Origin of the sequence: Frondihabitans sucicola (assembly GCF_030296615.1) — a bacterium.
GTDB lineage: Bacteria > Actinomycetota > Actinomycetes > Actinomycetales > Microbacteriaceae > Frondihabitans > Frondihabitans sucicola.
The window spans coordinates 4,189,932-4,214,381 of sequence record NZ_AP027732.1; the positions used below are offsets into that span (position 1 = coordinate 4,189,932).

Annotated in this window: 21 protein-coding genes and 4 pseudogenes; 11 read left to right on the plus strand and 14 right to left on the minus strand. The window is 69.2% G+C overall.

The annotated features are described in order from the left end of the window. Positions 1–79 precede the first annotated feature (79 nt). The 5 genes from QUE79_RS21560 (at position 80) to QUE79_RS21580 (ending at position 5,330) form a co-directional block, all read left to right on the plus strand. Positions 80–757 (plus strand): response regulator transcription factor, encoded by a 678-nt coding sequence (locus QUE79_RS21560; RefSeq protein ID WP_286344863.1) that lies wholly within the window; start codon positions 80–82, stop codon positions 755–757. Then, positions 750–2,075 (plus strand): sensor histidine kinase, encoded by a 1,326-nt coding sequence (locus QUE79_RS21565; protein WP_286344864.1) that lies wholly within the window; start codon positions 750–752, stop codon positions 2,073–2,075. The genes QUE79_RS21560 and QUE79_RS21565 overlap by 8 nt, the downstream gene beginning before the upstream one ends. A 43-nt stretch (positions 2,076–2,118) precedes the next feature. Continuing rightward, positions 2,119–2,730 (plus strand): PepSY domain-containing protein, encoded by a 612-nt coding sequence (locus tag QUE79_RS21570; protein ID WP_286344865.1) that lies wholly within the window; start codon positions 2,119–2,121, stop codon positions 2,728–2,730. A gap of 194 nt (positions 2,731–2,924) precedes the next feature. Then, positions 2,925–4,652, plus strand: a complete 1,728-nt coding sequence (pgi, locus tag QUE79_RS21575) for a glucose-6-phosphate isomerase (RefSeq protein WP_286344866.1) — start codon at positions 2,925–2,927, stop codon at positions 4,650–4,652. A 30-nt stretch (positions 4,653–4,682) separates the two neighbouring features. Next, on the plus strand, positions 4,683–5,330 hold the full coding sequence (locus tag QUE79_RS21580; protein ID WP_286344867.1) for a dihydrofolate reductase family protein: 648 nt from the start codon (positions 4,683–4,685) through the stop codon (positions 5,328–5,330). A gap of 84 nt (positions 5,331–5,414) precedes the next feature. Here QUE79_RS21580 and QUE79_RS21585 read toward each other — a convergent pair whose 3' ends face one another. Further along, positions 5,415–6,053 carry an aldo/keto reductase gene (locus tag QUE79_RS21585; protein ID WP_350271603.1) on the minus strand — a complete coding sequence of 213 codons (639 nt, stop codon included), beginning with the start codon at positions 6,051–6,053 and terminating at the stop codon, positions 5,415–5,417. Next, entirely contained in the window at positions 5,975–6,262 is a 288-nt protein-coding gene (locus QUE79_RS25960; RefSeq protein WP_350271604.1) for a hypothetical protein, read from the minus strand. The genes QUE79_RS21585 and QUE79_RS25960 overlap by 79 nt, the downstream gene beginning before the upstream one ends. Positions 6,263–6,361: 99 nt before the next feature. On the opposite strand from QUE79_RS25960, the pseudogene QUE79_RS21590 reads away from it, so the two are divergent. Continuing rightward, a pseudogene (locus QUE79_RS21590) lies at positions 6,362–6,463 on the plus strand (TetR family transcriptional regulator); the annotation flags it as partial. Positions 6,464–7,184: 721 nt separating this feature from the next. Next, a pseudogene (locus QUE79_RS21595) lies at positions 7,185–8,860 on the plus strand (MDR family MFS transporter). A 257-nt stretch (positions 8,861–9,117) separates the two neighbouring features. On the opposite strand, the gene QUE79_RS21600 reads toward QUE79_RS21595, so the two are convergent. Then, positions 9,118–9,987 carry a helix-turn-helix transcriptional regulator gene (locus QUE79_RS21600; RefSeq protein WP_286344868.1) on the minus strand — a complete coding sequence of 290 codons (870 nt, stop codon included), beginning with the start codon at positions 9,985–9,987 and terminating at the stop codon, positions 9,118–9,120. Between the two features lie 124 nt (positions 9,988–10,111). Between QUE79_RS21600 and QUE79_RS21605 the strand changes: the two genes are divergently transcribed. After that, entirely contained in the window at positions 10,112–11,149 is a 1,038-nt protein-coding gene (locus QUE79_RS21605) for a zinc-binding dehydrogenase (protein WP_286344869.1), read from the plus strand. 37 nt (positions 11,150–11,186) lie between these two features. Next, complete coding sequence (locus tag QUE79_RS21610; RefSeq protein WP_286344870.1) at positions 11,187–11,576, plus strand: hypothetical protein; 390 nt, start codon at positions 11,187–11,189, stop codon at positions 11,574–11,576. Positions 11,577–11,987: 411 nt separating this feature from the next. Here the strand turns inward: QUE79_RS21610 and QUE79_RS21615 are convergent, their stop codons facing one another. The 10 genes and pseudogenes from QUE79_RS21615 to QUE79_RS21660 all read right to left on the minus strand — a co-directional run bounded on the left by QUE79_RS21615 (position 11,988) and on the right by QUE79_RS21660 (position 21,502). Continuing rightward, complete coding sequence (locus tag QUE79_RS21615; RefSeq protein ID WP_286344871.1) at positions 11,988–13,421, minus strand: MATE family efflux transporter; 1,434 nt, start codon at positions 13,419–13,421, stop codon at positions 11,988–11,990. A gap of 182 nt (positions 13,422–13,603) precedes the next feature. Continuing rightward, positions 13,604–13,972: a MarR family winged helix-turn-helix transcriptional regulator gene (locus QUE79_RS21620; protein WP_286344872.1), complete on the minus strand. Its 369-nt coding sequence runs from the start codon at positions 13,970–13,972 to the stop codon at positions 13,604–13,606. Positions 13,973–14,120: 148 nt separating this feature from the next. After that, positions 14,121–14,642, minus strand: coding sequence for an MFS transporter (locus QUE79_RS21625; protein WP_286344873.1), 522 nt, complete (start codon positions 14,640–14,642; stop codon positions 14,121–14,123). Further along, positions 14,528–15,346, minus strand: a complete 819-nt coding sequence (locus QUE79_RS21630; protein ID WP_286344874.1) for an MFS transporter — start codon at positions 15,344–15,346, stop codon at positions 14,528–14,530. The genes QUE79_RS21625 and QUE79_RS21630 overlap by 115 nt, the downstream gene beginning before the upstream one ends. Positions 15,347–15,421: 75 nt before the next feature. Continuing rightward, on the minus strand, positions 15,422–16,750 hold the full coding sequence (locus tag QUE79_RS21635; RefSeq protein WP_434011021.1) for an ABC transporter substrate-binding protein: 1,329 nt from the start codon (positions 16,748–16,750) through the stop codon (positions 15,422–15,424). A 40-nt stretch (positions 16,751–16,790) separates the two neighbouring features. After that, a pseudogene (locus QUE79_RS21640) lies at positions 16,791–17,707 on the minus strand (carbohydrate ABC transporter permease). Beyond that, on the minus strand, positions 17,700–18,638 hold the full coding sequence (locus QUE79_RS21645; RefSeq protein ID WP_286346802.1) for a carbohydrate ABC transporter permease: 939 nt from the start codon (positions 18,636–18,638) through the stop codon (positions 17,700–17,702). Before QUE79_RS21645 ends, QUE79_RS21640 begins: the two are co-directional and overlap by 8 nt. A gap of 621 nt (positions 18,639–19,259) precedes the next feature. Further along, a pseudogene (locus tag QUE79_RS21650) lies at positions 19,260–19,517 on the minus strand (hypothetical protein); the annotation flags it as partial. 34 nt (positions 19,518–19,551) lie between these two features. After that, on the minus strand, positions 19,552–20,409 hold the full coding sequence (locus QUE79_RS21655) for a DUF6807 domain-containing protein (RefSeq protein WP_286344876.1): 858 nt from the start codon (positions 20,407–20,409) through the stop codon (positions 19,552–19,554). Continuing rightward, the gene (locus tag QUE79_RS21660) at positions 20,402–21,502 is read right to left on the minus strand and encodes a Gfo/Idh/MocA family protein (RefSeq protein WP_286344877.1); all 1,101 of its coding nucleotides are present in this window, start codon (positions 21,500–21,502) and stop codon (positions 20,402–20,404) included. The genes QUE79_RS21655 and QUE79_RS21660 overlap by 8 nt, the downstream gene beginning before the upstream one ends. Positions 21,503–21,616: 114 nt before the next feature. On the opposite strand from QUE79_RS21660, the gene QUE79_RS21665 reads away from it, so the two are divergent. After that, the gene (locus QUE79_RS21665; protein ID WP_286344878.1) at positions 21,617–22,687 is read left to right on the plus strand and encodes a LacI family DNA-binding transcriptional regulator; all 1,071 of its coding nucleotides are present in this window, start codon (positions 21,617–21,619) and stop codon (positions 22,685–22,687) included. A 180-nt stretch (positions 22,688–22,867) separates the two neighbouring features. Here the strand turns inward: QUE79_RS21665 and QUE79_RS21670 are convergent, their stop codons facing one another. After that, the gene (locus QUE79_RS21670; protein WP_286344879.1) at positions 22,868–23,959 is read right to left on the minus strand and encodes an FUSC family protein; all 1,092 of its coding nucleotides are present in this window, start codon (positions 23,957–23,959) and stop codon (positions 22,868–22,870) included. Positions 23,960–24,032: 73 nt separating this feature from the next. Here QUE79_RS21670 and QUE79_RS21675 point away from each other — a divergent pair, with 73 nt between their 5' ends. Beyond that, entirely contained in the window at positions 24,033–24,437 is a 405-nt protein-coding gene (locus QUE79_RS21675) for a MarR family winged helix-turn-helix transcriptional regulator (protein ID WP_286344880.1), read from the plus strand. The last annotated feature ends 13 nt before the right edge of the window (positions 24,438–24,450 follow it).

The window sequence follows — 24,450 nt, forward strand, 5'->3', positions numbered from 1 at the left end:
CGGCGCCTCGGCGTCTCACCCCTCGGTCCGGTGGAGCGACTTCAGCCCTGATTCAGCACTTTTCGGGCAGGCTGACCCCATGCGGGTTCTGGTGGTCGACGACGAGAAGCGCCTGGCCGAGGGCGTCCGGCGCGGGCTCGAAGCCGAGGGATTCGCCGTCGACGTCGCGAACGACGGCGTCGACGGCCTGTGGAGGGCTCGCGAGAACGACTACGACGTGATCCTGCTCGACCTCATGATGCCGGGGATGAGCGGGTGGGCGGTCTGCCAGACGCTCCGCAGCGAGAAGAACTGGACCCCGGTGCTGATGCTCACCGCCAAAGACGGCGAATGGGACCAGGTCGAGGCGCTCGAGACGGGTGCCGACGATTACGTGACGAAGCCGTTCTCGTTCCCCGTCCTCGTCGCGCGGATCCGGGCGCTCGTCCGCCGCGGGTCACCCGAGCGCCCCGTCTCGCTCCTGGTCGGCGATCTGCGCGTCGATCCCGGCAGCAGGCGGGCCTGGCGCGGCGAGACCGAGATCAGCCTCACCAGCCGCGAGTTCTCGGTGCTCGAGTTCCTCGCTCGAAACGCCGGCCAGGTCGTCTCCAAGCGCGACGTGATCGCCAACGTCTGGAACGACGATTTCGACGGCGACGCGAACATCGTCGAGGTCTACCTCGTCCGCCTCCGTCAGAAAGTCGATCGAGCGTTCGGCGTCGTCACCATCGAGACGGTGCGCGGGGCCGGGTACCGCCTGAGAGCCGGCGATGCGTGACGCCAGGCGTCGTTCCATCCGCTTCCGTGCGACGGCGGCGGTGGTCGTCATCGCGCTGGTCCTCGGCGGCGCCGGGTCCGTCGCGTTCATCGCCGTGCTCGAGCATTCGCTCGTCGACGGCGTGCAGAACAACGCCGAGACGTCGCTCGAGACCCTCGCGGGCCGCGTCGAAGCCGAGGGCGATTCCGTCGTCGACGCGCACGACGACGACATCCTCGTCCAGCTCCAGGACGACGACGGCGCCGTCGTCGCCCACGGCGACGACGCCGGCGGTGCGCCGCTCCCCCAGCACGACGGCTCGATCGTCACCCGCGACGACGAGCGTTGGCTGCTCGTCTCCGACGACCTCGACGAGATCGGCGGGTCCGACCGGGAGGCCGTGCTGGTCGTCGGCGGATCGCTCGACGACGCCGACGACGCCGTCGCGACCGTGCGGAGCCTCCTCCTCGGCGCGCTGCCGATCCTCGTCGTCCTGATGGGCGTCCTCGCCTGGATCGTCGTCGGGAGAGCTCTCCGTCCGGTCGAACGGATGCGGGTCGATGCCGAATCCGTTCGGGCGACGAACCTTCACGCCCGCATCGACGAGCCGGGCACCGGCGACGAGATCGATCGGCTGGCGCGCACGCTCAACGGCATGCTGGCGCGGCTCGAAGACTCGCAGCGCGCGCAGCAGCAGTTCGTGTCCGACGCCTCGCACGAGCTGCGGTCGCCCCTGGCCACGATCCGCCAGCACGCCGAGCTCGCGCGGCTGCACCCACAGACGACGAGCCTGGCCGAGCTGTCCGACGTCGTCCTGTCAGAAAGCGACCGGCAGAACGACCTCGTCGAGTCCCTGCTGGTACTGACCCGCCTCGACGAGAACGGCCCCGGCAGTCTCGCGCCCGTCGATCTCGACGACCTCCTCCTCGCCCAGGCTGCCAGGGTGCGCGCCCTCGGTGGCGTCGTCGTCACGACGACCGGCATCGGGCCGGCCCGGGTGTCGGGCGACGAGCGGCTCCTCACGACGCTGATCAGGAACCTCGTCGACAACGCCGCCCGGCACGCCGAGCACACCGTCGACCTCCACCTCTCTTCGACCGACGCCGCGGTGACTCTCGCGGTCGACGACGACGGGCCCGGCATCGCCCCGGCCGACCGCGAACGCGTCTTCGACCGCTTCGTCCGCCTCGACGAGGGGCGCGATCGCGACAGTGGCGGCTCCGGCCTCGGCCTCGCGATCGCGCGAGCCGTCGCGCGCGCTCACGGTGGAACCATCAGCGTGACATCCGCCGAGTCGGGCGGTGCGTCGTTCGCGGTCACGCTCCCGGCGGCCGCCTGATCGCTTCAGGGTGGGTTAAGCACCCGCGGGGCACCCTTCTTCCATGACGAAAACCACGAACATCGCCCGTGTCCGCCGCACCGCTCTCGCCCTCCTCCTTCCCCTGTCGGGCGCCTTCCTGGTCGCCGGCTGCTCCTCCCCGTCAGACGGTCAGGGTGCGGGCTCGAGCTCTTCGGCGTCCTCGGCCGCCGGGCCGACGGCCGGCGCCGTGGGCGACGACGCCACGGCTCTCACCGCCGCGGCGGCCACCGCTCTCGACGCCGTTCCGTCGAGCCGACTGCTTTCCATCGAACGCGAACGCGGCGGCTCCGCGTGGGAGATCCTGGTCGCCAGCGCCGACGGCACGGAGCACGAGGTCCACACCGACGCGGCGGGCACGACCGTGACGGCCGGGCCGACCTCGAAGTCGACCGACGCCGACGACCTGGCCGAGAACAAGCGCTTCCTCGGCGATGCCACGGTCACCGCGCGGGAGGCCGCCGCGACGTTGACCGAGACGGTCGACGGCTCCGTCGCCGAGCTCGGGCTCGACGACCACCTCGGCAAGACCGTCTGGGAGGGCGACGTCATCGACTCCGCCGGGACCAAGCACAGCATCCGCCTCGACGCCGGCACCGGCGACGTCGTGACGAACGCCGTCGACACCGACGATTGAGCGCCCGGGCCGTGGTCGTCCCGGTCGGCGCCCCGCAGCCGCGGGGTGGATGCCGCCGACGGTCCGGGAGCACCGCCGAACCTGTGGACAGGATTATCCGCAGTCGCGGGCGCAGCAATAGAGTGAAGGCGGCCCGCCTCGCAGCGTTGCGTGAGCCGCGAGCCCTGCACTGTTCAGGCGTTCTGGAGGACCCCTTGACCGAATCCACCCCCGTTGACCCCACCTCGACCGACGCCTGGAAGGCGCTCGCCGGCATCGCCGACGGCTTCTCCCCCGACCTGCGCGGCTGGTTCGCCTCCGACGCCGACCGGGCCGAGCGGTACACGTTCCAGGCCGCGGACCTCACCGTCGACCTCTCCAAGGGGCTGGTGACCGAAGAGATCCTGGGCCACCTCCTGCAGGTCGCGAAAGACGCCGACGTCTCGGGTCGCTACCAGGCCATGATCACGGGCGAGCACATCAACGTCACCGAAGATCGTGCCGTGCTTCACACCGCCCTGCGCCGCCCCGAAGGCACCGAGGGTCTCGTGCCTCCGACCGGGTTCGTCGTCGACGGAGAAGACGTCGACGCCGAGGTCCACAAGACCCTCGACAAGGTCTACGCCTTCGCCGAGCAGGTCCGGTCCGGCGCCTGGACCGGTGTGACCGGCAAGCGCATCGAGACCGTCGTCAACATCGGCATCGGCGGCTCCGACCTCGGGCCCGTGATGGTCTACGAAGCCCTGAAGCCCTACGTCCAGCCGGGCCTCGAGGCCCGCTTCGTCTCCAACATCGACCCGACCGACGTCTACGAGAAGACGGCCGACCTCGATCCTGAGACCACGCTCTTCATCGTCGCGTCCAAGACCTTCGGCACGCTCGAGACCCTCACCAACGCGCGCCTCGCACGCGAGTGGCTCTGGGCCCGGCTCGCCGGCTCGGGTGCGATCGCCGACACCGACGCCGCCCGCAAAGACGCGGTCGCGAAGCACTTCGTCGCCGTGTCGACCGCGCTCGACAAGGTCGAGGCCTTCGGCATCGACCCCGAGAACGCGTTCGGCTTCTGGGACTGGGTGGGCGGCCGCTACTCCGTCGACTCCGCCATCGGTACCTCGGTCGTCATCGCGATCGGTCCCGACAACTGGCGCGAGTTCCTCGCAGGCTTCCACGCCATCGACGAGCACATGCGCACCGCGCCGCTCGAGCAGAACGTCCCGGTCCTCATGGGTCTCCTGAACGTCTGGTACTCCAACTTCCTCGGGGCCCAGAGCCACGCGGTCCTGCCGTACGCGCAGTATCTGCACCGGTTCCCCGCCTACCTCCAGCAGCTCACGATGGAGTCGAACGGCAAGAGCGTCCGCTGGGACGGCTCGCCGGTCACGACCGACACCGGCGAGATCTTCTGGGGCGAGCCCGGCACCAATGGCCAGCACGCGTTCTACCAGCTCATCCACCAGGGCACCCGCCTCATTCCGGCCGACTTCATCGCCGTCGCGAACCCCGCGCACGCGCTGAAAGACGAGACCGGCGACGGGGCAGCGGTCGAACCCGGCCAAGACGTGCACGAACTGTTCATGGCCAACTTCTTCGCCCAGACCAAAGCGCTCGCATTCGGCAAGACGGCCGACGAGGTGCGCGCGGAGGGCACGAAAGAGTCCGTCGTTCCGGCCCGTGTGTTCAGCGGAAACCGGCCCACGTCGTCGATCCTGGCGCCCGCCCTCACGCCGAGCGTCGTCGGTCAGCTCATCGCGCTCTACGAGCACATCGTGTTCACCGAAGGCACCATCTGGGGCATCGACTCCTTCGACCAGTGGGGTGTCGAGCTCGGCAAGCAGCTCGCTCTCCAGGTCACCCCGGCCGTCGCCGGCGACCAAGCGGCCATCGACTCGCAAGACGCGTCGACCAAGTCGCTCATCGAGAAATACCTCGCGCTGCGCAAGTAGCGCATCGGAGACGAGGCCCGGGAGGCTGTCGTGTCGAAAGTCAGAGTTCACAACTTCGCCGTCTCACTCGACGGTTTCGGAGCGGGCGCCGATCAATCGCTCGAGGCGCCGTTCGGCCACGCCGACGGTCGACTCATGCAGTGGTTCATGCGCACTCCGACCTTCCGCAGCATGCAGGGTCAGCCCGGCGGCGACTCGGGTGTCGACGAAGAGTTCGCCGGCTCGTGGGCCGAGGGCATCGGCGCCGAGATCATGGGCCGCAACAAGTTCGGCCCCGAACGCGGCCCGTGGGCGAACAGCGAGTGGAAGGGCTGGTGGGATGACGACCCGCCCTTCCACACCCCCGTCTTCGTCCTGACGCACCACCCGCGCGAATCGCTGGAGATGAACGGCGGCACGACCTTCCACTTCATCGACGCGTCACCCGCCGAGGCACTGGCGAAGGCGCGCGAGGCGGCACCCGGGAGCGACATCAGGATCGGCGGCGGCGTCGAGACCGTCCGCGAGTTCCTGGCCGCCGACCTGATCGACCACCTGCACGTCGTCGTCGTGCCCATCGTCCTGGGTCGTGGCGAGCGCCTGTGGGACGGCCTCGAAGGGCTCGAAGAGCGGTTCGACATCGAGGCGGTCTCGTCGCCGTCGGGTGTGACGCACGTGACCTTCACGCGTCGCGCGTAGAGCGCGACGACGAGATCGGGCCCGTTCGCCGTCCGGCGAGCGGGCCCGTCTGCGTCAGCGCTGCTGATGGCGGCCCAGAACGCCCTAGAACTCTTCGTGCTCGTTCGGGTCCTGACCCCAGATGCGCCCGCGCCCGAGGCTCGAGATCGCTGCGACCTCCGACTCGTCGAGCTCGAAGCCGCCGAGTTCCAGGTTCTGCGCGCGGCGAGCGGGGCTCGACGACATCGGGATCGGCACGACGCCGTTCTGGTAGTGCCAGCGCAGCACGATCTGACCGGTCGAGACAGCGTGCTTCTCGGACGCCGCGACGATGATCGGGTCGTCGAGCAGACCGGTGCCTCGCCCGAGTGGGCTCCAGGCCTCGGTCACGATGCCGAGCTCCTGGTGGACGGCGCGAAGCTCGACCTGGGGAAAGAACGGGTGCAACTCGACCTGGTTGACCGCCGGCACGACCCCGGTCTCGTCGACCAGGCGGCGCAGGTGCTCGGGGGTGAAGTTCGAGACGCCGATCGAGCCGAGGAGGCCCTCGTCGCGGAGGTCGATCAGCGTCTTCCAGCTGTCGACGTACTTGTCGATCTTGGGGAGCGGCCAATGGATGAGGAACAGGTCGATCTTCGCGAGACCGAGGTTCGTCAGCGATTCCGTCACACCGACGCGAGCCTCGTCGCGACCGTGGTGGCGCCCCGCGAGCTTCGAGGTGAGGACGATCTCGTCGCGAGGCACGCTGGTCTCGCGGACGGCGGCGCCGACCTCCCCTCGTTCTTGTAGCTGAGGGCGGTGTCGATGAGGCGATAGCCCAGGTCGAGGGCGTTGCCCACCATCTCGGTCGAGTTCTCGCCGTGGTGCGGGAAACTGCCGAACCCGATCGACGGGATGCGGTGCCCGTCGTTGAGCGTGTGAGCCTGCAGTGTCTTCTGGTCCGTGTCGGTCATGAATCCTACGTTAGCCCTTTGTCCTAACATTTACGGCGCAGGTTACGAGTAGTACCAGGGTCCGATGCACCATCGACGCAAAAGTGCAATTCTGAGTCCATGATCACGAAGCAGCTGCGGACGAGGGCTGCATTGACCTCCCTCGCGCGGCGACTCACCGCAGCCTCGGGTCTCGCCGGTTTCACCGTGCAGCAGCTCTGCGACGAGGTCGGCATCTCGCGCCGCACCTTCTTCAACTACTTCCCGTCGAAAGAGTCGGCCGTGCTCGGCATCGAGAACGGCCTCGACGAGGTCCTGCTCGACCGATTCGTCGTCGCCAGACGCGCGGCGCCCGGCGAGCGGCGCGATCTCGCCGACGACCTCATCGACCTCGCCATCGGCCACTTCGCCGCCATGAGCCCGTCCGCGTCCGACATCGACGATCTCGTCACCGCCCTCCAGCGCGAGCCGAAACTCATCACGACGATGATCCAGTCCGGCCGCGCCGAGCAGCAGCGATTCGTCGACCTCGTCGTGGCGAACGACAGCTCTCAGGATCACGTCTCCGCCGAGGTCGCACTGGTCCTGTTCGAAGCCCTCGTGCGGGTCAGCATCGACTCCTACCTCCGCCAGGCGGATGTCCCGATCCCCTTCGCGGGCTCTGCCCTGATCCGCTCCGCGAATCGCTCCGCGCCGAGGGGCGCGTCCCGATCCCCTTCGCGGGCTCCGCCCCTGACCCGCTCCGCGAATCGCTCCGCGCCGAGGGGCGCGTCCCGATCCCCTTCGCGGGCTCCGCCCCTGACCTGCTCCGCGAATCGCTCCGCGCCGAGGGGCGCGTCCCGATCCCCTTCGCGGATATCCTCCGCCATCGTGTCGACCTGGCACGCGGCCTGTTCACCCCCGCACCCACCCCCGTCCCGCCGATCACCCAGGAGCCCACCGAATGACCACCGAGAAGACCGCCCCGTCGGCGGCCCGCCCCAACCGGCGCGGGTCCAACGCCGACGGGCAGCTGATCCTCACCCAGCGCCGCATCTGGATCATCTTCGCCGCACTCATCGCCGGCATGCTGCTCTCCAGCCTCGACCAGACCATCGTCTCGACCGCCATGCCGACGATCGTCGGCCAGCTCGGCGGCGTCGAGAACCAGGCCTGGATCACCACGGCCTACCTCCTGGCGACGACCATCGTCATGCCCATCTACGGCAAGTTCGGTGACGTCCTCGGCCGCCGCAACCTCTTCCTCCTGGCGATCGCGCTGTTCACGCTCGCCTCGATCGGCTGTGCCTTCTCCACCGACTTCTGGACCTTCGTCGTCTTCCGCGCCCTCCAGGGCCTCGGCGGCGGCGGCTTAATGATCCTGTCGCAGGCCATCATCGCCGACATCGTGCCTGCCTCCGAGCGCGGCAAGTACCTCGGCCCGCTGGGCGGGATCTTCGGTCTCGCCGCCGTCGGCGGCCCCTCCTCGGCGGCTTCTTCGTCGACCACCTCACCTGGAACTGGGCCTTCTACATCAACATCCCGGTCGGTGTCGCCGCCTTCGTCATCGCGTGGTTCACTCTGACGCTGCCGAGCAAGAAGGCGACCAAGAAGATCGACGTCCCCGGCGTGATCCTGCTCTCCGTCTCGACGGCGAGCCTCATCTTCTTCACCGAGTTCGGCGGCAACGCCAAGCACGGCTGGGGTGCGCCCGAGACATGGATGTTCGGCGCCGCTCTCCTGGTGGCCGGAACCCTCTTCGTGCTCGTCGAGAACAAGGCACAGGACCCCATCATCCCGCTGGCCTTCTTCAAGAACCGCGTCTTCGTGATCGCGACCGCGATCGGTTTCGTCCTCGGAATCGCCATGTTCGCGGCGCTCGCGTTCGTTCCGACGTTCCTCCAGATGGCGTCCGGTGCTTCGGCTGCCGCCTCGGGTCTCCTGCTGCTCCCGATGATGGTCGGACTGATCGGCATGTCGATCATCTCCGGTCAGGTGATCACTCGCACCAGTCGCTACAAGATGTTCCCCATCCTCGGCACGGTCCTCGTGGGCGTCGCCATGTTCCTCATGACGACCCTGACGGCCGACACCCCGATCTGGCTGATCTGCGTCTTCCTGTTCGTCTTCGGCGCCGGCCTCGGCTCGATCATGCAGGTCGTCGTCCTGGTCGTCCAGAACTCCGTCCCGCCGAAAGACGTCGGCACCGCGACCAGCACGAACAACTACTTCCGCGAGGTCGGTTCGGCCCTCGGCGTGGCCGTGTTCGGAGCGATCTTCACGTCGCGCCTGACCGACAAGCTGACCGACGTGTTCACGCAGTCGGGAGCCTCAGCGTCGGATGCCGCCTCGTCGACGTCCAGCCTCGATCCTGCGGCCCTCAACAAGCTGCCGACGGCCATCCACGACCTCGTGGTCGCGGCCTACGCCGACTCGCTGGCGCCCGTGTTCTGGTACCTGATCCCGCTCATCGCGATCGCGTTCGTCCTGTCGCTGTTCCTGAAGAACATCCCGCTGTCCGACGTGTCGGGCATGGTCGCGCGAGGCGAGGCCATCAGCGGCGAGGAGGCCGAGCGGGCCGAAGCCGAGCTGCGGGCCCAGGCCTCCGGCAAGGCGACGTCCGCCGCTCCCCGCGACTAGCCTCTCCCCTCCCCGCCTCCGCCGTCCGCCGTCCGCCTCCGCCGTCCGCCTCCCGCCTCCCGCCTCCCGAAATCGAAGGGGATTTTCGCCCCGACCCGCCCCGATCGGCCTCATGTTCGGTCGGCGGCACGAATCCCCTTCGATTTCGGGCGCAGCGGGGCGAGGCGGGGCGGGGCGGGGCGAGGCGAGGCGGGGGCGGCACGGGGCGGGACGGGACGGGTGTGCGGGCAGGCGGGACGAACCCGGCAGCCCGACGGTCAGGCGTCGAGCTCGAGCGGCTCGCGCGCCTCGGTGGCGACCCAGCTGGCCAGGAGACCGAGGCCCTCGGCAGACTTCGAGCCGGGTTCCGCGCTGTACGACAGCAGGATGAGCCCCTCGTCGGTGACGAGCTGCAGAGCCTCGTAGCTCAACTCGAGGTCGCCGACGACCGGGTGGTGCAGTCGCTTCCAGCCGGAGCGGTGCTGATGGACGTCGTGGGCCGCCCAGCGCGTCCGGAACTCCTCGCTGCGCGTCGACAGCTCGCCGATCAGATCCGTGAGGCCCTTGTCGTACGGGGTCCGACCCGCCTCGTTGCGAAGGGTCGCAACCGTGTCGCCGGCGATCTTGTCCCAGTCCGGCCAGAACTCGGGTGCGCGCGGGTCGAGGAAGGCGAAGCGCGCCGTGTTCGGCGGCGTCACAGGGCTGTCGAAGACCTGCGAGTAGAGCGCACGGCCCATCGCGTTCGCGGCCAGGACGTCCATGCGGCCGTTCCTCACCCAGGCGGGCGCGTTGATCGAGTCGAGCAGGCGCAGGACCCCGGGGCGCACCCGGTTGGCCACCGGACGGCGGCGGGTCCCGACCGTGGCGTTGGCCGTGCGCGCGAGGTCGAACAGGTGGGACCGCTCGGTGTCGTCGAGCTGAAGGGCACGGACGAGCGCCTCCAGCACGCTCTCCGACACCCCGCCGAGGTTGCCGCGCTCGAGCCGCACGTAGTAGTCGACGCTGACCCCGGCGAGCATGGCGACTTCTTCGCGGCGCAGGCCCGGGACCCGCCTCTTGCCGCCGAAGTCCGGCAACCCCGCCTGCGTCGGCGTGAGACGGGCCCGTCGCGTCGCCAAGAAGTCGTGAATGTCGCTCTTGTTGTCCACAGATGCACCGTACGTCACCGGGCCCCCGACAGGGAGGTTCTCCCAGTACCCCGAACGGTAGGGTCTGTCACGCGCCCGCGGGAGCCGGTTGGGTGGTCACGAGACCGAAAGGGACATTCACTTCATGCGAGCAACACTGATGTACGGGGCGGGCGATGTGCGCGTCGAGACCGTCGCCGATCCTGCCCTCCACGAGCCCACCGACGCCCTCGTCCGCGTCGTCGCCGGCTGCATCTGCGGCAGCGACCTCTGGCCGTACGCGTCGAAGCTGGCCACCGACCACGGATCGCGGATGGGCCACGAGTTCGTCGGTGTCGTCGAAGAGGTCGGCTCGTCGGTGTCCGACGTCGCGGTCGGCGACTTCGTCATCGCGCCGTTCGTGGTGTCGGACGGCGTCTGCGACTTCTGCCGCGAAGGCCTCCAGACTTCCTGCCGACACGGCTCGAACTGGGGTGGCGCCCACGGCGGCGACGGCGGGCAGGGCGAGCGCGTTCGCGTTCCGTTCGCCGACGGCACGCTCGTCGTCGTGCCGGCCGGCTTCGACGAGAACCTGATCCCGTCGCTGCTGAGCCTCTCCGACGTCATGTCGACCGGATACCACGCCGCCAGGATGGGCCGCGTCGAAAGCGGTCAGACGGTGGCCGTGATCGGCGACGGCGCGGTGGGCCTCAGCGCCGTCATCGCGGCCAAGCTGCTCGGCGCGACCACGATCATCCTCCTGGGCCGCCACACCGACCGCACCGACCTGGGCGTCGAGTTCGGCGCCACGCACGTCGTCGCGGAACGCGGCGAGGAGGGCGTCGCGCGCGTTCTCGAACTGACCGGCGGTGACGGTGCGCACGTCGTCCTGGAGGCCGTGGGGCTCCCGGCCGCCGTCGAGACGGCCATCGCCGTCGTCCGCGACGGTGGTGCGATCAGCCGCGTCGGGGTCCCGCAAGACCCCATGATCTCGTTCGGTCGCAACGAGTTCCTGCGCAACCTCACCCTGACGGGCGGCGTCGCTCCGGCTCGCGCGTACATCGACGAGCTCCTCCCGCTCGTGCTCGACGGCACCATCGAGCCGGGCCGGGTCTTCGACCGCACGATCGGCATCGACGAGGTCCCCGCCGGCTACCGGGCCATGGCCGACCGCGAGGCCCTGAAGGTTCTGGTCCGCATGTAGCCCGCCCGCCCGCCCGCGGCCGGGCTAGCGTGGGCGCGTGACCGACGTGCAGCCCACCATCGCCGAGGCGATCCGCGAATTCGTCGAGCCTCGAGTCGCAGCGCGCATGCTCACGCTGATCGAGTCGGGCACGCCGAAATCCCACCGGAAGCTGGTTCTGATGCTGCCCCACTTCACGGCCCTGAAGCCCTCCCGGGCCCTCCGCCTGGCCGGGTCGGACGATCTCGCCGCTGTTCTCCGAGATCACGGCGACCCTCAGCGCTTCGAGATTCTCTCCGACTCGTCCCAGCTCGACGATCGAGTGATCGATGCATCCGAATTGGTGGCGCGCGCCAACGACGGCCCGGGCATCCTGGCCGTGGCGGATCCCCGGCACCTCGCCGTGTTCTGCGGGGAAGACGCCAACTCCGTGCACCTGCTGACCTGACGGTCGCTCACCCTGACGTGTCTGGCAGGATCATCCCGCCGGATGATGGACCAAACCGTTCCGTCGGGATTAGGGTCTAGCAGGGGATCAAATCCACCAGGGCGAGCATGACCGGTGGCTCTGCAAAACGGGCCGCTGATGATCACTCTCCCGCCGACCGGCCCACTTTCGCAACGACGCGGAAGCGGGCCGGTTCCGTTTCCGCCGGCCGTGCCCGGGCGGCCGCCCGACTCGATCAGACCGTGAATGCCGGCGAGCTCGATGAGCGCGGGGGAATGCCGCTGCCGGTGCTGCCACCCACAAATCGAAGGGGATTTTCGCCCTCCGGCCCGTTTTCTGCGCGAGAAGCGGGTGGAGGGCGAAAATCCCCTTCGATTTCGGGAGGATCGTCGGAACGACAGGCGGCGCAGCTCAGGCGTCGGCGCCCTCGAGCACCTCGTCGGCGCGCTCCGGGCTGCCCTCGGCGAGGCCGCGGGCGATCGCTCCGCGCGAGGCGAACCACATCACGAGACCGGCGACGAGCACGAGGCCTTCGCTGACCGTCAGGGCCCAGATGATGCCGTCGAGCCCGAACCAGAGGTTGGCGAGGATGACGATCGGGATGAACAGGACTCCCTGCGTCACCGACATGACGGTCGCCGGCAAGGCCCGCCCGGTCGCCTGGAACAGCGAGGTGATGAGCCCTGTGAAACCGTTGAAGATCATGGAGACGAGCTGCGCTGTGATGATGATCGCGCCGAGGCCGAGGAGCGACCGGTCGGAGACGAAGAGCGAGAACACCTGGTCGCGGAAGACGAACACGATGATCGAGAACAGCAGCGCGATGGCGCCGACGGTCACCGCGGACGAGCGGATGGAAGCCGAGAGGCGCGCCGCGTCACCCTTGCCGAACGAGTAGGCGAGCAGCGGCAGGATGCCGAGGGTCACGCCCATGATGAGAAACTCCGGAACCTGGGCGATCCGGACGGCGACACCCATGGCCGCGAGCGGACCGTCGCCGTAGTTCGCGGCCAGATTGTTGAGCACGAGCGAGGTGACGATGAGGAAGGCGGACTGCAGCAGCTCGCCGACTCCGACGCCGAAGACGGGCTTCAGAACGGCGGGCGAGAGGGTGAACCACTTCGGAGCCAGGCTCACGTTCTCGCTGTGCCGGGTCAGGTAGGTGACGAAGTACACGATCGTGACGACGTTCGAGAGACCGACGGCGAGCGCGGCACCGGCGACACCCCAGTGGAGCACCAGGATGAAGAGGACGTCGAAGACGAGGTTGGCGACGGTCGAGGCGATCAGTCCGATCATGACCTGGCGTGCCGCTCCTTCGGCTCGGACGATCTGCTCGAGGCAGAAGGCCGCGGCCAGGACGGGCACGAAGGCGAGCATGACGCCGACGAAGGCGCTCGTCGCGGGCACCGCGGCGCCGTGCGCGCCGAGCAGGGCCACGAGCGGGCTCAGAAAGATCAGGCCGGCAGCGCCGACGATGGCCCCCGCGATGACGGCACCCCAGACGGCGAACGACGAGACGTGTTTGATCTCCGCCGCCTTGGCCGGGTCGTTCTCGGCAGCTCCGAGGAGGCGGGAGATCAGCGCGCTGCCACCGACGCCGAAGACACCGCCGACGGCCATGACGAGGCCGAGGATCGGAGAACCGAAGGTGACGGCAGCCAGCAGGATCGGGTCGTGCAACGAGCCGATGAAGCCCGCGTTGATGACGTTGTAGACCGCGCCGACGATCATGGCGGCGGCCATCGGGATGCAGAGGTGAATGAGAGCGCGCACCATCGGTGCGGAGGCGAGGTACCAGCGGTTGGAGCCGACGGTGTCGGCCTGGGGGATTGCGGTGCTCATGAGGTGCTCCTTTCCGGGCGATGCCGGACGAGTTTCAGGGCGCGCCGACGAACGCCGGCGCGGCGAGGAAGAGGTGGGTGAAGGGCGGCGGCTGGGCCGCGGGCGTTACGAGCGGGTCGGCTGCGGGAGAACCGAGGTGATCTTGAGGAGCAACTCGTGAAGGGCTGCCCGCTCCGACTCGTTCAGGGGGCGAGGATCGTCTCCTCGGCTCCGTGCATTGCGGTGTCGAAGCCCGCGATGAGCTCGACGCCCGCTTCGGTGGCGTAGACGCGCTTGCTGCGCTCGTTGCCGCCTTCGGTGCGGCGTTCGATGAGACCGCGAGCCTCGAGCCCCTGCAGGAGGCTCGAGACGCTGGCCGGCGTCGTCCTGGTCATCTCGGCGATGTCGCGCTGGATCGAACCGGGATTCTGGACGAGGAAGCCCAGGGCGAAGCTCTGCTGGTGACTGAGCCCGCGTTCGCGGATCCAGTCCATTCCGGCCTGCTGCTGAGCCCAGCCGATCCACCGGAGCAGCTCGAGATTGCTGGTGAAGGTGATCTCCGGTTCGTTCATGATTAGAAAGCTAATCATTAGAACTCGAACTGTCAAGCCTCAAACTGATTTTTTCCACGATTTTCGAGGCGCGTCGAGAGATGGACGTGCCGCCGACCGTCGGTGAAGCGACACCTCTACCGTCCGGAGGCGCTCGGGGTATCTCGAATCACGTCCCGGCAGCGCCTCGCCCGCTCCTGCCACTCGCGTCGCGGGGCCGTTTCGGAATCCAGCGCCCCAGCGCGGCGGCGGCCGCGAAACCGACGAACCCGGACACGACGATTCCGAGGGCGAGCCCGGCCACACCGGTCACGACCGACAGCAGCACCGGACCGAGAGAGCTTCCGCCGTCGGCGAGTTCGCGCCAGAGCCCCAGGAACGTGGGACGCCCGACCGCGGGGGACGCATCCGAGCCGAGCGTGTTGACAATGCCCGAGCCGATCCCGTTCCCGAAACCCATGACGACGGCGACGAGCGTGAGCACCAGGAAGGTGTGCGTCAGCGGCATGAGCAGGAATGACAGGCCCATCACGATGGTGCAGGGCAGCGCGATCCACTTGCGACCCCAGCGGTCCATCACGTAGCCCGCCGGGTAGAACACGGCGGCGTCGACAGCGCCCGAGATGCCGTAGATGAGCGACGACTGGCTCGGGTCGAGCCCGATGTGGTGCGCCCAGAGCGGGACGACCACCTGCCGGGTCGCGCGGATCGCGGAGAGCAGCAGGATGCCCGTACCCAGGAAGGCGAAGGTGCGCCAGTGGTCGCGGAGCATCGTGAGGGTCGTGACGCGAGGCGCCCGCTCGCCGGGAGCGGGGGATCCTGCACCAGATCGGGCACCGTGTAGGCGATGACGCCTGCGCCCGCGATGGCGACCAGCGCCAGCAGGTAGGCCCCGTCGATGCCGGCCAGCCGGATCAGCCCCGCGCTCGCGAACGGGCCGATGAAGACACCGATGCGCTGGACGCCGCCCAGCGTGGACAGAGCTCGCGCCCGCTGCTCGGCCGGAACCGCTTCGGTGAGGTACGACTGCCGCGCCAGCAGGAAGACGCTCGAGGCCGCGCCGACGAGCAGGACGCCCAGGGTGAAGACGATCAAACCGAGCGGCAGGAGGCAGAGCGCCAACCCCACCGCGCTGAGCGCCGCGGCACCGACCATCGAGCGGCGCTCGCCGAAGCGGGTCGTGACGGCACCCGCGGGGATGTTCGTGACCAGGGAGCCGATGCCGATCATCGCGACGACGAGCGACGCGACGGCCTCGTCGGCGCCGCGCTCGATCGAGCTGATGGCGATCACCGGCAGCATGGCGCCCTGCGACAGCCCGAACAGGACCGAGGGGGCGTAAGCGGCGAAAGCGATGCTGCGGAGAGAGAAGTCGCTGCTCGTCGGGGTGACCATCGACGCCAGTGTATCTCGACGTCGAGACAGTTGCGGAGCGGCCCGCGGTCGTGGCGCGGGCCGCTCCGCCCCGGCTCAGCCCGCGTTGGTGATGTTGTCCTGCAACTCCTTGATGAAGGCGGCTGCCGCGGCCTTCGGTGTCTTCTGGCCGAAGATGACCTGCTGGTTGTAGCGGGCCATCATCGTCTCGATGTCGCTGGCGCCGTTCGGAGTGATCGCCGGGGCCTTGCCCGACTTCTTCACCATGGCGGCGGTGAAGTCGAGACTGAACTTGTCTGCGGTCGACAGCTGCGGCGTGATGGCGGTCTGGATCGCCGGGTTCGACGGCACACCGCGCTCGACGCCGAGGATCTTGCCGGCGTCCTTGTTCGTCAGCAGGAAGTTGACCAGGAGCGCCGCTTCGGCCGGGTGCTCGCTCTTCGACGAGATCGCCCAGTACATCGACGGCTTCGGGTACTGGAATCCGCTGTCGGTGGAGCTGCCGGACGGCCAATTCGCCATGGTGAAGTCGGCGTCGGGGTTCGCGGCGTTGTAGGCCGTGAACTGACCGGCCGGGATGAAGCCCATGGCGGTCTTGCCGGTCGAGAGGTCGTTCTGCTCGAGGGTGAAGCTCGCGCCCTCGGCGATGTGGGAGGCCGACGGCGACGCCTTGTCGGCGATCCAGTCGAGCTCCTGCTGCCAGTAGGAGGTGAGCACGCTCGGCTTCAGCGTCACCTTGCCCGCGCTGTCGAAGACGTTGTTGCCGTGCTGCCGCGCCCAGATGCCGAGCGAGAACGAGTCGGATCCGAACGGCCCGAGGCCGTGGACGGATCCGCCGGACTTCTGGGTGACCTCGGTCGCGAGATCGTCGAACTGCTTCCAGGTCCAGGTGTCCGTGTCGGGCATCGCGATGCCCTCCTTCTTGAGCGCCGCCCGGTTGATGATCACGCCGTTGGGCGTGACTCCGACCGGCATGGCGTAGAGCTTTCCGCCGACCTCGCCCGTCCCGACGACGCTCTTCGGCAGCGCGCTCGACTTCAGGGTGTTCGACACCGTCGAGAGGTCGAGGAGCGCACCGCGCTGGGCGTACGAGGCGACGTAGAGCTGGTCGAACTGGTTGACGTCGGGCATCTCGCTGGCCGCTGTCGAGGTCGCCAGTTTGTCCCAGTAGCCGCTCCAGTCGGTGTTCGACTGGTCGACCGTGATGTTCGGGTACTTCTTCTCGAACAGGGCGATCGCCTTGGTGGTGTTCGAGTTGCGAGCGGGATTGCCCCACCAGTTGAGGCTGATGGTGACCTTGTCCTTCGAGAGCGCCGGCTGATCGCCGCCGCCGTTCGAGCTGCCGCTGCAGCCGGTCGCGAGCAGGGTGAGGGCGGCGGCGGTGGCGGTGATCGCTGCGATGCGCCGTTGCATTCTGGATCTCATCGTGTTCCTTTGCGTGAGGTGGATGGGTGGGGCGGGTGCGTCATTTGCCGCCGGTCGTGGCGATCCCCGGAGGAGGAACCGCTGACCGAACAGGAAGACCAGGAAGACGGGAATGAGCGAGACGATGCTCATGGCGAAGAGGGCGCCGTAGTCCGACGCCGACTGCGAATCGACGAACGAGCGCAGGGCGACCGGCACGGTGTAGAGGCTCGGCTTCGTCACGAAGATGAGCTGGGAGAAGAAGTCGTTCCAGGTCCAGATGAAGGTGAAGATCGCCGTCGTCGCGAGAGCGGGCACCATCAGCGGGAGCATGACCTGGAAGAAGATCCGCGCGTGGCCGGCACCGTCGATCCTGGCCGCCTCGTCGAGCTCCTTCGGGATGCCGCGGATGAACTGGACCATCAGGAACACGAAGAACGCGTCGGTCGCGAGGAACTTCGGCACGATCAGGGGCAGGAAGGTGTTGAGCCAGCCGAGGTGCGAGTAGAAGACGTACTGCGGCACGATCAGCACGTGGATCGGCAGCATGATCGTTACGAGCATCACGACGAAGGCCAGCGTCCGCAGCCGGAACCGCAGCCGCGCGAACGCGTAGGCGGCCAGGGAGCACGAGACGAGGTTGCCGACGACCGCGCCGATCACGACGATGAGCGAGTTCAGCAGGTACCCGCCGAACTGCATGCTGAGCGCGTTCCAGCCCTTGGGATAGTGCGTCAGGTCGAAGGTGTCGATGAGCAGGCCCGAGTGCGTGAAGATGTCGGAGTTCGGCCGGATCGACGACACGACCATCCAGAGAACCGGATAGAGCATCAGCAGCGCGACCACGACGAGCAGGGCGTGCTTGAGGATGCTGCTGATGCGGCGAGAGGTGCCCGGCAGTCGCTTGGGCTTTCGCCCGGACGACGGCGGCGCGGTCTCGGGGACGATGTCGGCGATGCGGGTCGTGGTGTCAGTCATCGTAGAAAACCCAGAACTTCGAGGCCCAGAAGTTGAGCGCGGTGAACACTCCGACGATCACCAGCAGGAACCACGCGAGTGCAGAGGCGTAGCCCATCTGGAAGTTGCCGAAGCCCTGTTGGTAGAGGTAGAGCGTGTAGAAGAGGGTCGAGTCGCTCGGCCCTCCCGTTCCGCCCGAGACGACGAACGCCTGCGTGAACGACTGGAACGCCCCGATGATCCCAAGTACGAGGTTGAAGAAGATGATCGGGCTGAGCAGCGGCAGTGTGATCGACCGGAACTGCCGCCAGCGCGACGCCCCGTCGGTCGAGGCGGCCTCGTAGAACTCCCGAGGGATCTGGCGGAGGCCCGCGAGGAAGATCACCATCGGCGCCCCGAACGTCCAGACGTGCAGCAGGATCAGCGTCGAGAGCGCCGTCTTCGGATCCGCGATCCACGCCGGCCCGTCGATCCCGAAGCGGGCGAGCACCACGTTGACGAGTCCGTTCGAGCCGAAGATGATGCGCCACAGCACGGCGATCGCGACGCTCGCGCCGAGCAGGGAGGGCAGGTAGAGGAGCGAGCGGTAGACGGGGAGCCCTCGGACGCCGCGATCGAGCAGGATCGCGAGAGCGAGCGCCGCCATCAGCTGCAGCGGCACCCCGACCGCCACGTACACGAACGTCACGCCCAGCGAGTGCGCGAGCCTCTCGTCGCCGAGCATCCGCTGGATGTTGGCCAGGCCGGTGAACTTCGGCGCCTGGAGGAGGTTGTAGTTCGTGAACGCGAGGTAGAGCGACACGAGGACCGGCCCGAGCGTGATGCCGATGAGCCCCACGAGCCACGGCGCGAGGAACAGGATCGCGACCTTGTTGTCCCGGGTGTCGGCCTTCCGGTCGGCAGCGTCGCCGCGAGCCTTCCGCACGTTGCGGAGCTCACCGAGCGCGCTCACCTCAGCCTGCCCCGGCGATCGGGCGGCACCGCGCAGGGTGCTGCGTGTCGATGGCGAGATGTCATGATCTGCTCTCCTTTGAGTCGTGATCCTGCGGTTCTTCGGTGGTTCAGGCGGGGTGCTTCCACACGCCGAGCCGGCCGCACATGCCGAACAGCGCGGGTCCTTGGCGGCGGTCGGCCACGACCACGCGGGCACTCGAGAGGTGGCCGGCCGTGCCGCGCGAGAGGGCGTCGAGTCGGGTGCGGGTGGCTTCTGCGTCGTGCTCGACCGAACTCGACCAGAGGCGCTGCCAGTCGGCGACCCGGGGGCGACCAGTCGACCGGCGAGGTCGTAGAACTCCGCGAGGGCAACGGATCCGCGCCGGTCGAAATCGGCCTCCAACTCGGCGAAGCCTTCGAGCGCCAGGTCGCGGCGGGCTCGGGCCGCTCGGCCGACGACCGCCTCCGTGTCGTCGGAGGGCAGAGCGGCTTCGCGCCGGTAGGCCTCCGGGTCGGCGACGATGCGCCGCGGGAAGGTCAGCACCGCGTCGCCCGCCTCCGGCAGGCCGGCATTCTCCATGACCGTCAGGATCCGCAGCCCTTCGACGTTCACGAGGCGATGGATCGTCCCGGGCGCGAACCAGAGCACGACGCCCGGCCGGAGGTCGTGGCGCTCCGGGCCCTCCGGCGTCAGCGTCCGAAGCTCGCCCGCCCCCTCGAGGACGACGTACGCCTCGGTCGAGACCGTGTGGAGGTGCGGCGAACCGCCGTGCAGACCGTCGGGGGTCTCCCAGTCGTAGACCGCGAGATCGCTCACCGCGGTCGAGCCGGGGAAGTGCACGACGCCGGTCACAGGGCGAACTCCTGTCCGAGGGCGTCGAGCTCGGTGCGCTCGCACACGTGATCGACGAAGACGAAGCGGTGGCGCAGCATCACCCTCTCCCCGGCTCCAGCGCGACCTCGCGACCGAACGCGGGCGACGGGGCGATCGCGGCGAAAGGCTCCGCTCGGACGAACCAGGCGAGAGGCACGTCGGCCGACGACGATCCGGCGATGGCCAGGACGGTCGCGCCGCCGTCGCGGTCGTCGTTCTGCGACGACAGGGCCAGCCAGTCGGACTCGACGCCCATCGGGTCGTCGCCGTCCGGCACTCCGGCCGCCGTGACCCGGGCTCCGGTCCACGAGCGGGGACCACGCCAGAACAGCCCGGTGTAGCCGGCCGCCTCGCGGCCGAGCGTGGTGGGGCTTCCGAGGTCGAGCCGCCGACCCGAGACGTTCTCGAGGGAGGTGTCGAAGTCGAAGGCCCACAGCCCTCGCGCGACGTCGACGCCGTGGAAGCGCTGTCGCCGGTGCTCGGCGAACCAGCGTTCTCCGGAGGAGGCGACCCAGTCGAGCGTCTCCGCGAGGGCGACCTCGTCGTGATCCTGCGCGTCCGCCGCGGTGACGCCGTCGTCGAACCCGGTGTGCAGGATCCTGCCCAGGTTCTCCTTCCAGACGTAGCCGGCCCCCGGCGTGTAGGTCGGCCCACCCCAGAAGTTCTCGCCCGACACCTCGGAGAGCGTCATCTGGAGGCCCTTGTGCCAGCGGTGGTCCCAGGGCCGATGCACCGACAGCGGGGCGCCGGACAGGGTGCGGAGAGGGTGCAGGTAGGGCTTGGGCGCCTCTGCGGCCGGGGCGTCGGGCTCGAAGACGTACCGGGCGATCGCGACGTCGCCGACCACGATCTCGACACTCACGCCCGTGTGCCGAACCGTGACGGCGTTGCGACGAGCGAGGCCGCGCTCAGACATGGGCTCGCTCCTCCCTGGCGCCGCTCATCGTCGAGTAGAACGGGTCACTCGCGTCGAGGTCTGTTCGCGCGACCGGCGCCGCCGTCGCTGCCGATCGGTAGATGCCCGCGATGAGCTCCAGGACGCGACGGCCGTCCGCGCCGCTCGACGGCGGACGCCTCCCCTCGGCCATGGCGTCGAGAAGCGCGGTCAACTGAGCGGCGTGCGACGAGCGGATGTCGTCGGTCGGCGGCCACGCGTCGCTGACCGCCCGATCGATCGAGGGCGCCGGCGTCCAGGTCCAGTCGGAGTTGTCGTACCCGTAGAGGTGCTCGACCTCGACCGTCGCGTCGGTGAAGTCGAAGCGGAGATAGCTCGTCTCCCGGGGCGAGAGCAGGCTGTTGACGACCGATGCGACAGCGCCCGACTCGAAGGTGACGATCGCGAACGAGACGTCCTCCGTCTCGACGTCGCGCTCGAGCGTCGCGGTCTGCGCGATCACGCTGGTCCAGTCGCCGAGCAGCGAGAGCAGGAGATCCATCTGGTGGATGCCGTGGCCCATCGTCGGGCCGCCGCCTTCCGTGGCCCACTTGCCTCGCCAGGGCACCTCGAAGTACGACGGCGCGCGGTACCAGAGGGTGTGGCAGACGGCGACCAGCGGTGAGCCGAGTTCGCCGGTGCCGATCTGACGGCGCAGGCGCTGGGCTGCGGAACCGAAGCGGTGCTGGAACACGTAGGAGGCGTAGGGACCGGCGTCGCCCTCGTGCGCGGCGATGTCGTCGTACTCGGCGAGCGAGAGGGTCGGGGGCTTCTCGCAGAGCACCCACGCCCCGGCGTCGAGCGCCTTGACGACGGCGTCGCGGTGGGCAACGGGCGGCGTGCAGACGAGGACCAGCTCGGGGTGGACGCCCTCGAGCATCTCGTCGATGTCACCGTAGACCGCGGGGATGCCCCAGTTCGCGGCGACGGTGCGGGCGCGATCCTGATCGAGATCGGCGATCGCGACGACCGTCGTGCGCCCTCCGAGGCTCTCGAGCGCCGGCAGATGCGCGCCGGACGCGATGCCTCCCGCGCCGACGATGGCGACGCGGACGGGTGGGGACGACTGTGTCACGAGATGCTCCTTCGAATCCGTTGCCGTCAACATAGTGAACGATCACTATTTTGGTCAAGAACTTTTGGAAAGCGCTTTCTGTCCGTAGGATACGGAGGGCGAGCAGGAGGTCAGGTGAGCGTCGAGTCCCAGGGAGCACCGGGGAGAACGCCGAAACGGTCGACCCTCCTCGACGTCGCGCGGAGAGCCGGCCTGTCGCACCAGACCGTCTCGCGGTACTACCGCGACAACGGGGAGGGTCTGAAGGCCGCGACGAAGACGCGCATCGAGAGCGCCATCGCCGAGCTCGACTACCGACCCAACCTCATCGCGCGCTCGATGCGCACCCGGCGCACCGGGCGCCTCGCCATCGTCCTGCCCGGCGGGCGAGCTCTCCACCCCACCGAGTTCCTCAACGCCGCCGCCGAGCTGGCGCGCGAAGAAGGATTCACCGTCGAGATGGTCGGCTACGACGGCGACGCCGCCGAACGCCTCGGCCGTGTGCTCGAACTCGCCGACTGGGGCCAGGTCGAAGGGGTGCTCTCGATCTCGCCGCTCGACGGGGTCGATCGCCGCGCGAGCTCGGTGCCGATCGTCGTCGCCCCCGAGTACGACGACGACATGCGCGCCCTCCGAAACCTCGCCGACGGCGACACGGCCGCCGAGATCATCGAGCATCTGGCCGGCCTCGGCCACCGCACGTTCCTCCACATCGCCGGAGACCTGCGCTGGACGTCGGCGCGCAATCGCCGACGCGTCTACCAGGAGACCATCGACCGCCTCGGCCTCACGTCGTACGGGATCGTCGACGGCGACTGGTCGGCCCAGTCGGGCTTCGACGCCGTCATGGGTCTGCCCGTCGGCTCCGGCGTCACCGCCATCTTCGCGGCGAGCGACCAGGTCGCCGTCGGCGTCGTCCGCGCGGCCTGGCGTCGCGGCTGGAAGGTACCGGACGACCTCAGCGTGTGGGGCTGGGACGACCAGGAGCTCTCGAGGTTCGCCGTCCCCGCCATCTCGACGGTCACCGTCGACAGGGAGCTGGAAGGCCGCTTCGCGATGCGCCGGCTGGTTGCGGCCGTGCGAGGCGAACCCGAACCGCTCGAGGAGCCGAGCCGGAAGACCGTCAACCGGCTCGTCGACCGGGAGTCCGCCGCTCCGGGCCCGTTCGCCGGGCAGCCTCTGCCCCGACGGCGCAGCGCGCGCTGACGAGCCGTCTGGGCGGCGGTTGGCGTCGGGCCGCGGGGCCGGCGGAGAGGCGTCAGGCCGCGGGGCCGGGAGGCGTCAGACCGCGGCGTCGGGTGGGAGCCGTCAGGCCGCGGTGTCGAGTGGGAGCCGTCGGGCCGCGGCGTCGGAGGGGCGCCAGGCCGCCGGGCCGGGTGGACGCCGTCAGGCCGCGGGGCCCGCGGCGACCGGCCGACGGCGGTGCGCAAGACGCGTGACGAGAACGATGCCGACGGCCACGAGCACGCCGATCGTCGTCTCGAGCGCGCGGTCGCCGGCGAGCTGCGCGACCGGAACGGGCGAGGCCAGGTGCGACAGCAGGAGGGCCAGGGGTGTCAGCCCGATCACCGTGAGGCCGTAGTTGCGGAGGACGAAGAGTTCGGCGAACGCCTGCAGCACGACGACGATCGCGAGCATCACGCCGTCCGACGGATTCGCCTCGAGGATGAGCAGCGCGACCGCGACGCCGATGAGCGTGCCGACGAATCGGTGCGTGGCCCGGGTGAGCTGCGCCCCGAGCGTGACGCCGACCAGGGGAACGGTCGCCGACACCGCCGCCCAGTAGGGGTGCCCGATGCCGACCAGCGTGGCGATGCCTCCGGCGACGAGCGGCCCGGCGGCGAACCGGATCGCGTCGGCGCGGACGCCGGGCGCGCCGAGCAGCGCGCGCCAGGTCAGAACGGGTGGCCCGGGTGTCTTGGTGCCCGCGCGGCCGGCGGGCGTGAAGCGACCGAGCTGCCCGAGGCCGACAGAGAACAGGACGGCGAGAGCGCAGAGCACGAACGCCACGGGGATGTTCGACACCGGCTGCGCGATCGACGAGGTGGCGCCCGAGGCGAAGACGAAGAACAGCGAGCCGAGCGGTAGCCAGCCGTTCTTGCGGGAGAGCAGGAGCCCGATGCCCGACGAGACCGTCATGGCGGCGACGGCGAGCAGCGACCCCGCTGCGACGGCGCCGACGGCCGTGCCGAGTGTGATGGTCGCGACGATCGTGGCGCCCGAGCCGAGCTGCATGCGCGCGCGATCGCGGTAGCCCTGGTGCCGCCCGAAGACCGAGGAGAACGCCCCGAACGCGAGGAAGAGCACCCAGTCGAGGTGCCCGAGCTGCCAGGCGATGACGAGCGGCACGCCCATCGACAGGGCCGCTCGCAGGGCGACCCAGTGCGCCCGGTTGTGGGCCCCGACGCGAACCGTCTCACGAACCCAGGAGCCGAACGGAGAGACGACTCCGATGACCCCGGTCGTCGCCTCGGTCACAGCAGCCCTCTTCTCAAATCGTTCGTGTACGAACTAGACTAGGCGCAGGATCACCGAAAGGCAAGGGCGCACGATGCTCCACGACGAGTTCTTCCACATGATGCGACGCATCGTCCAAGAGCACACCTCCCGGTGGCAGGAGGCCGGCATCCCGGTCACGAAACCGCAGTACGCGGTGCTGCGGGCCATCGACGAGTCTCCCGGCTCGGAGCAATCGGCGATCGGCGCCGCGTCTTCCACGACGAAGGCGACCCTCACCGAGATCCTGGGGCGTCTCGAGTCGACCGAACTCATCCGACGCCGCACCGACCAGGTCGACCGGCGCAAGCGGTACGTCGAACTCACCCCGGCCGGCACGGCGCTCCTCGCCACCGCGAGGGGTCAGGCGACCGTCGTCAACGAGAGTTTCCTCATGCACCTCGGCGCCGCCGACCGGGCCACGCTGCGCGCGCTCCTCCGGCAGCTCGAGGGTCGCTGATCCTGCCCTCCCC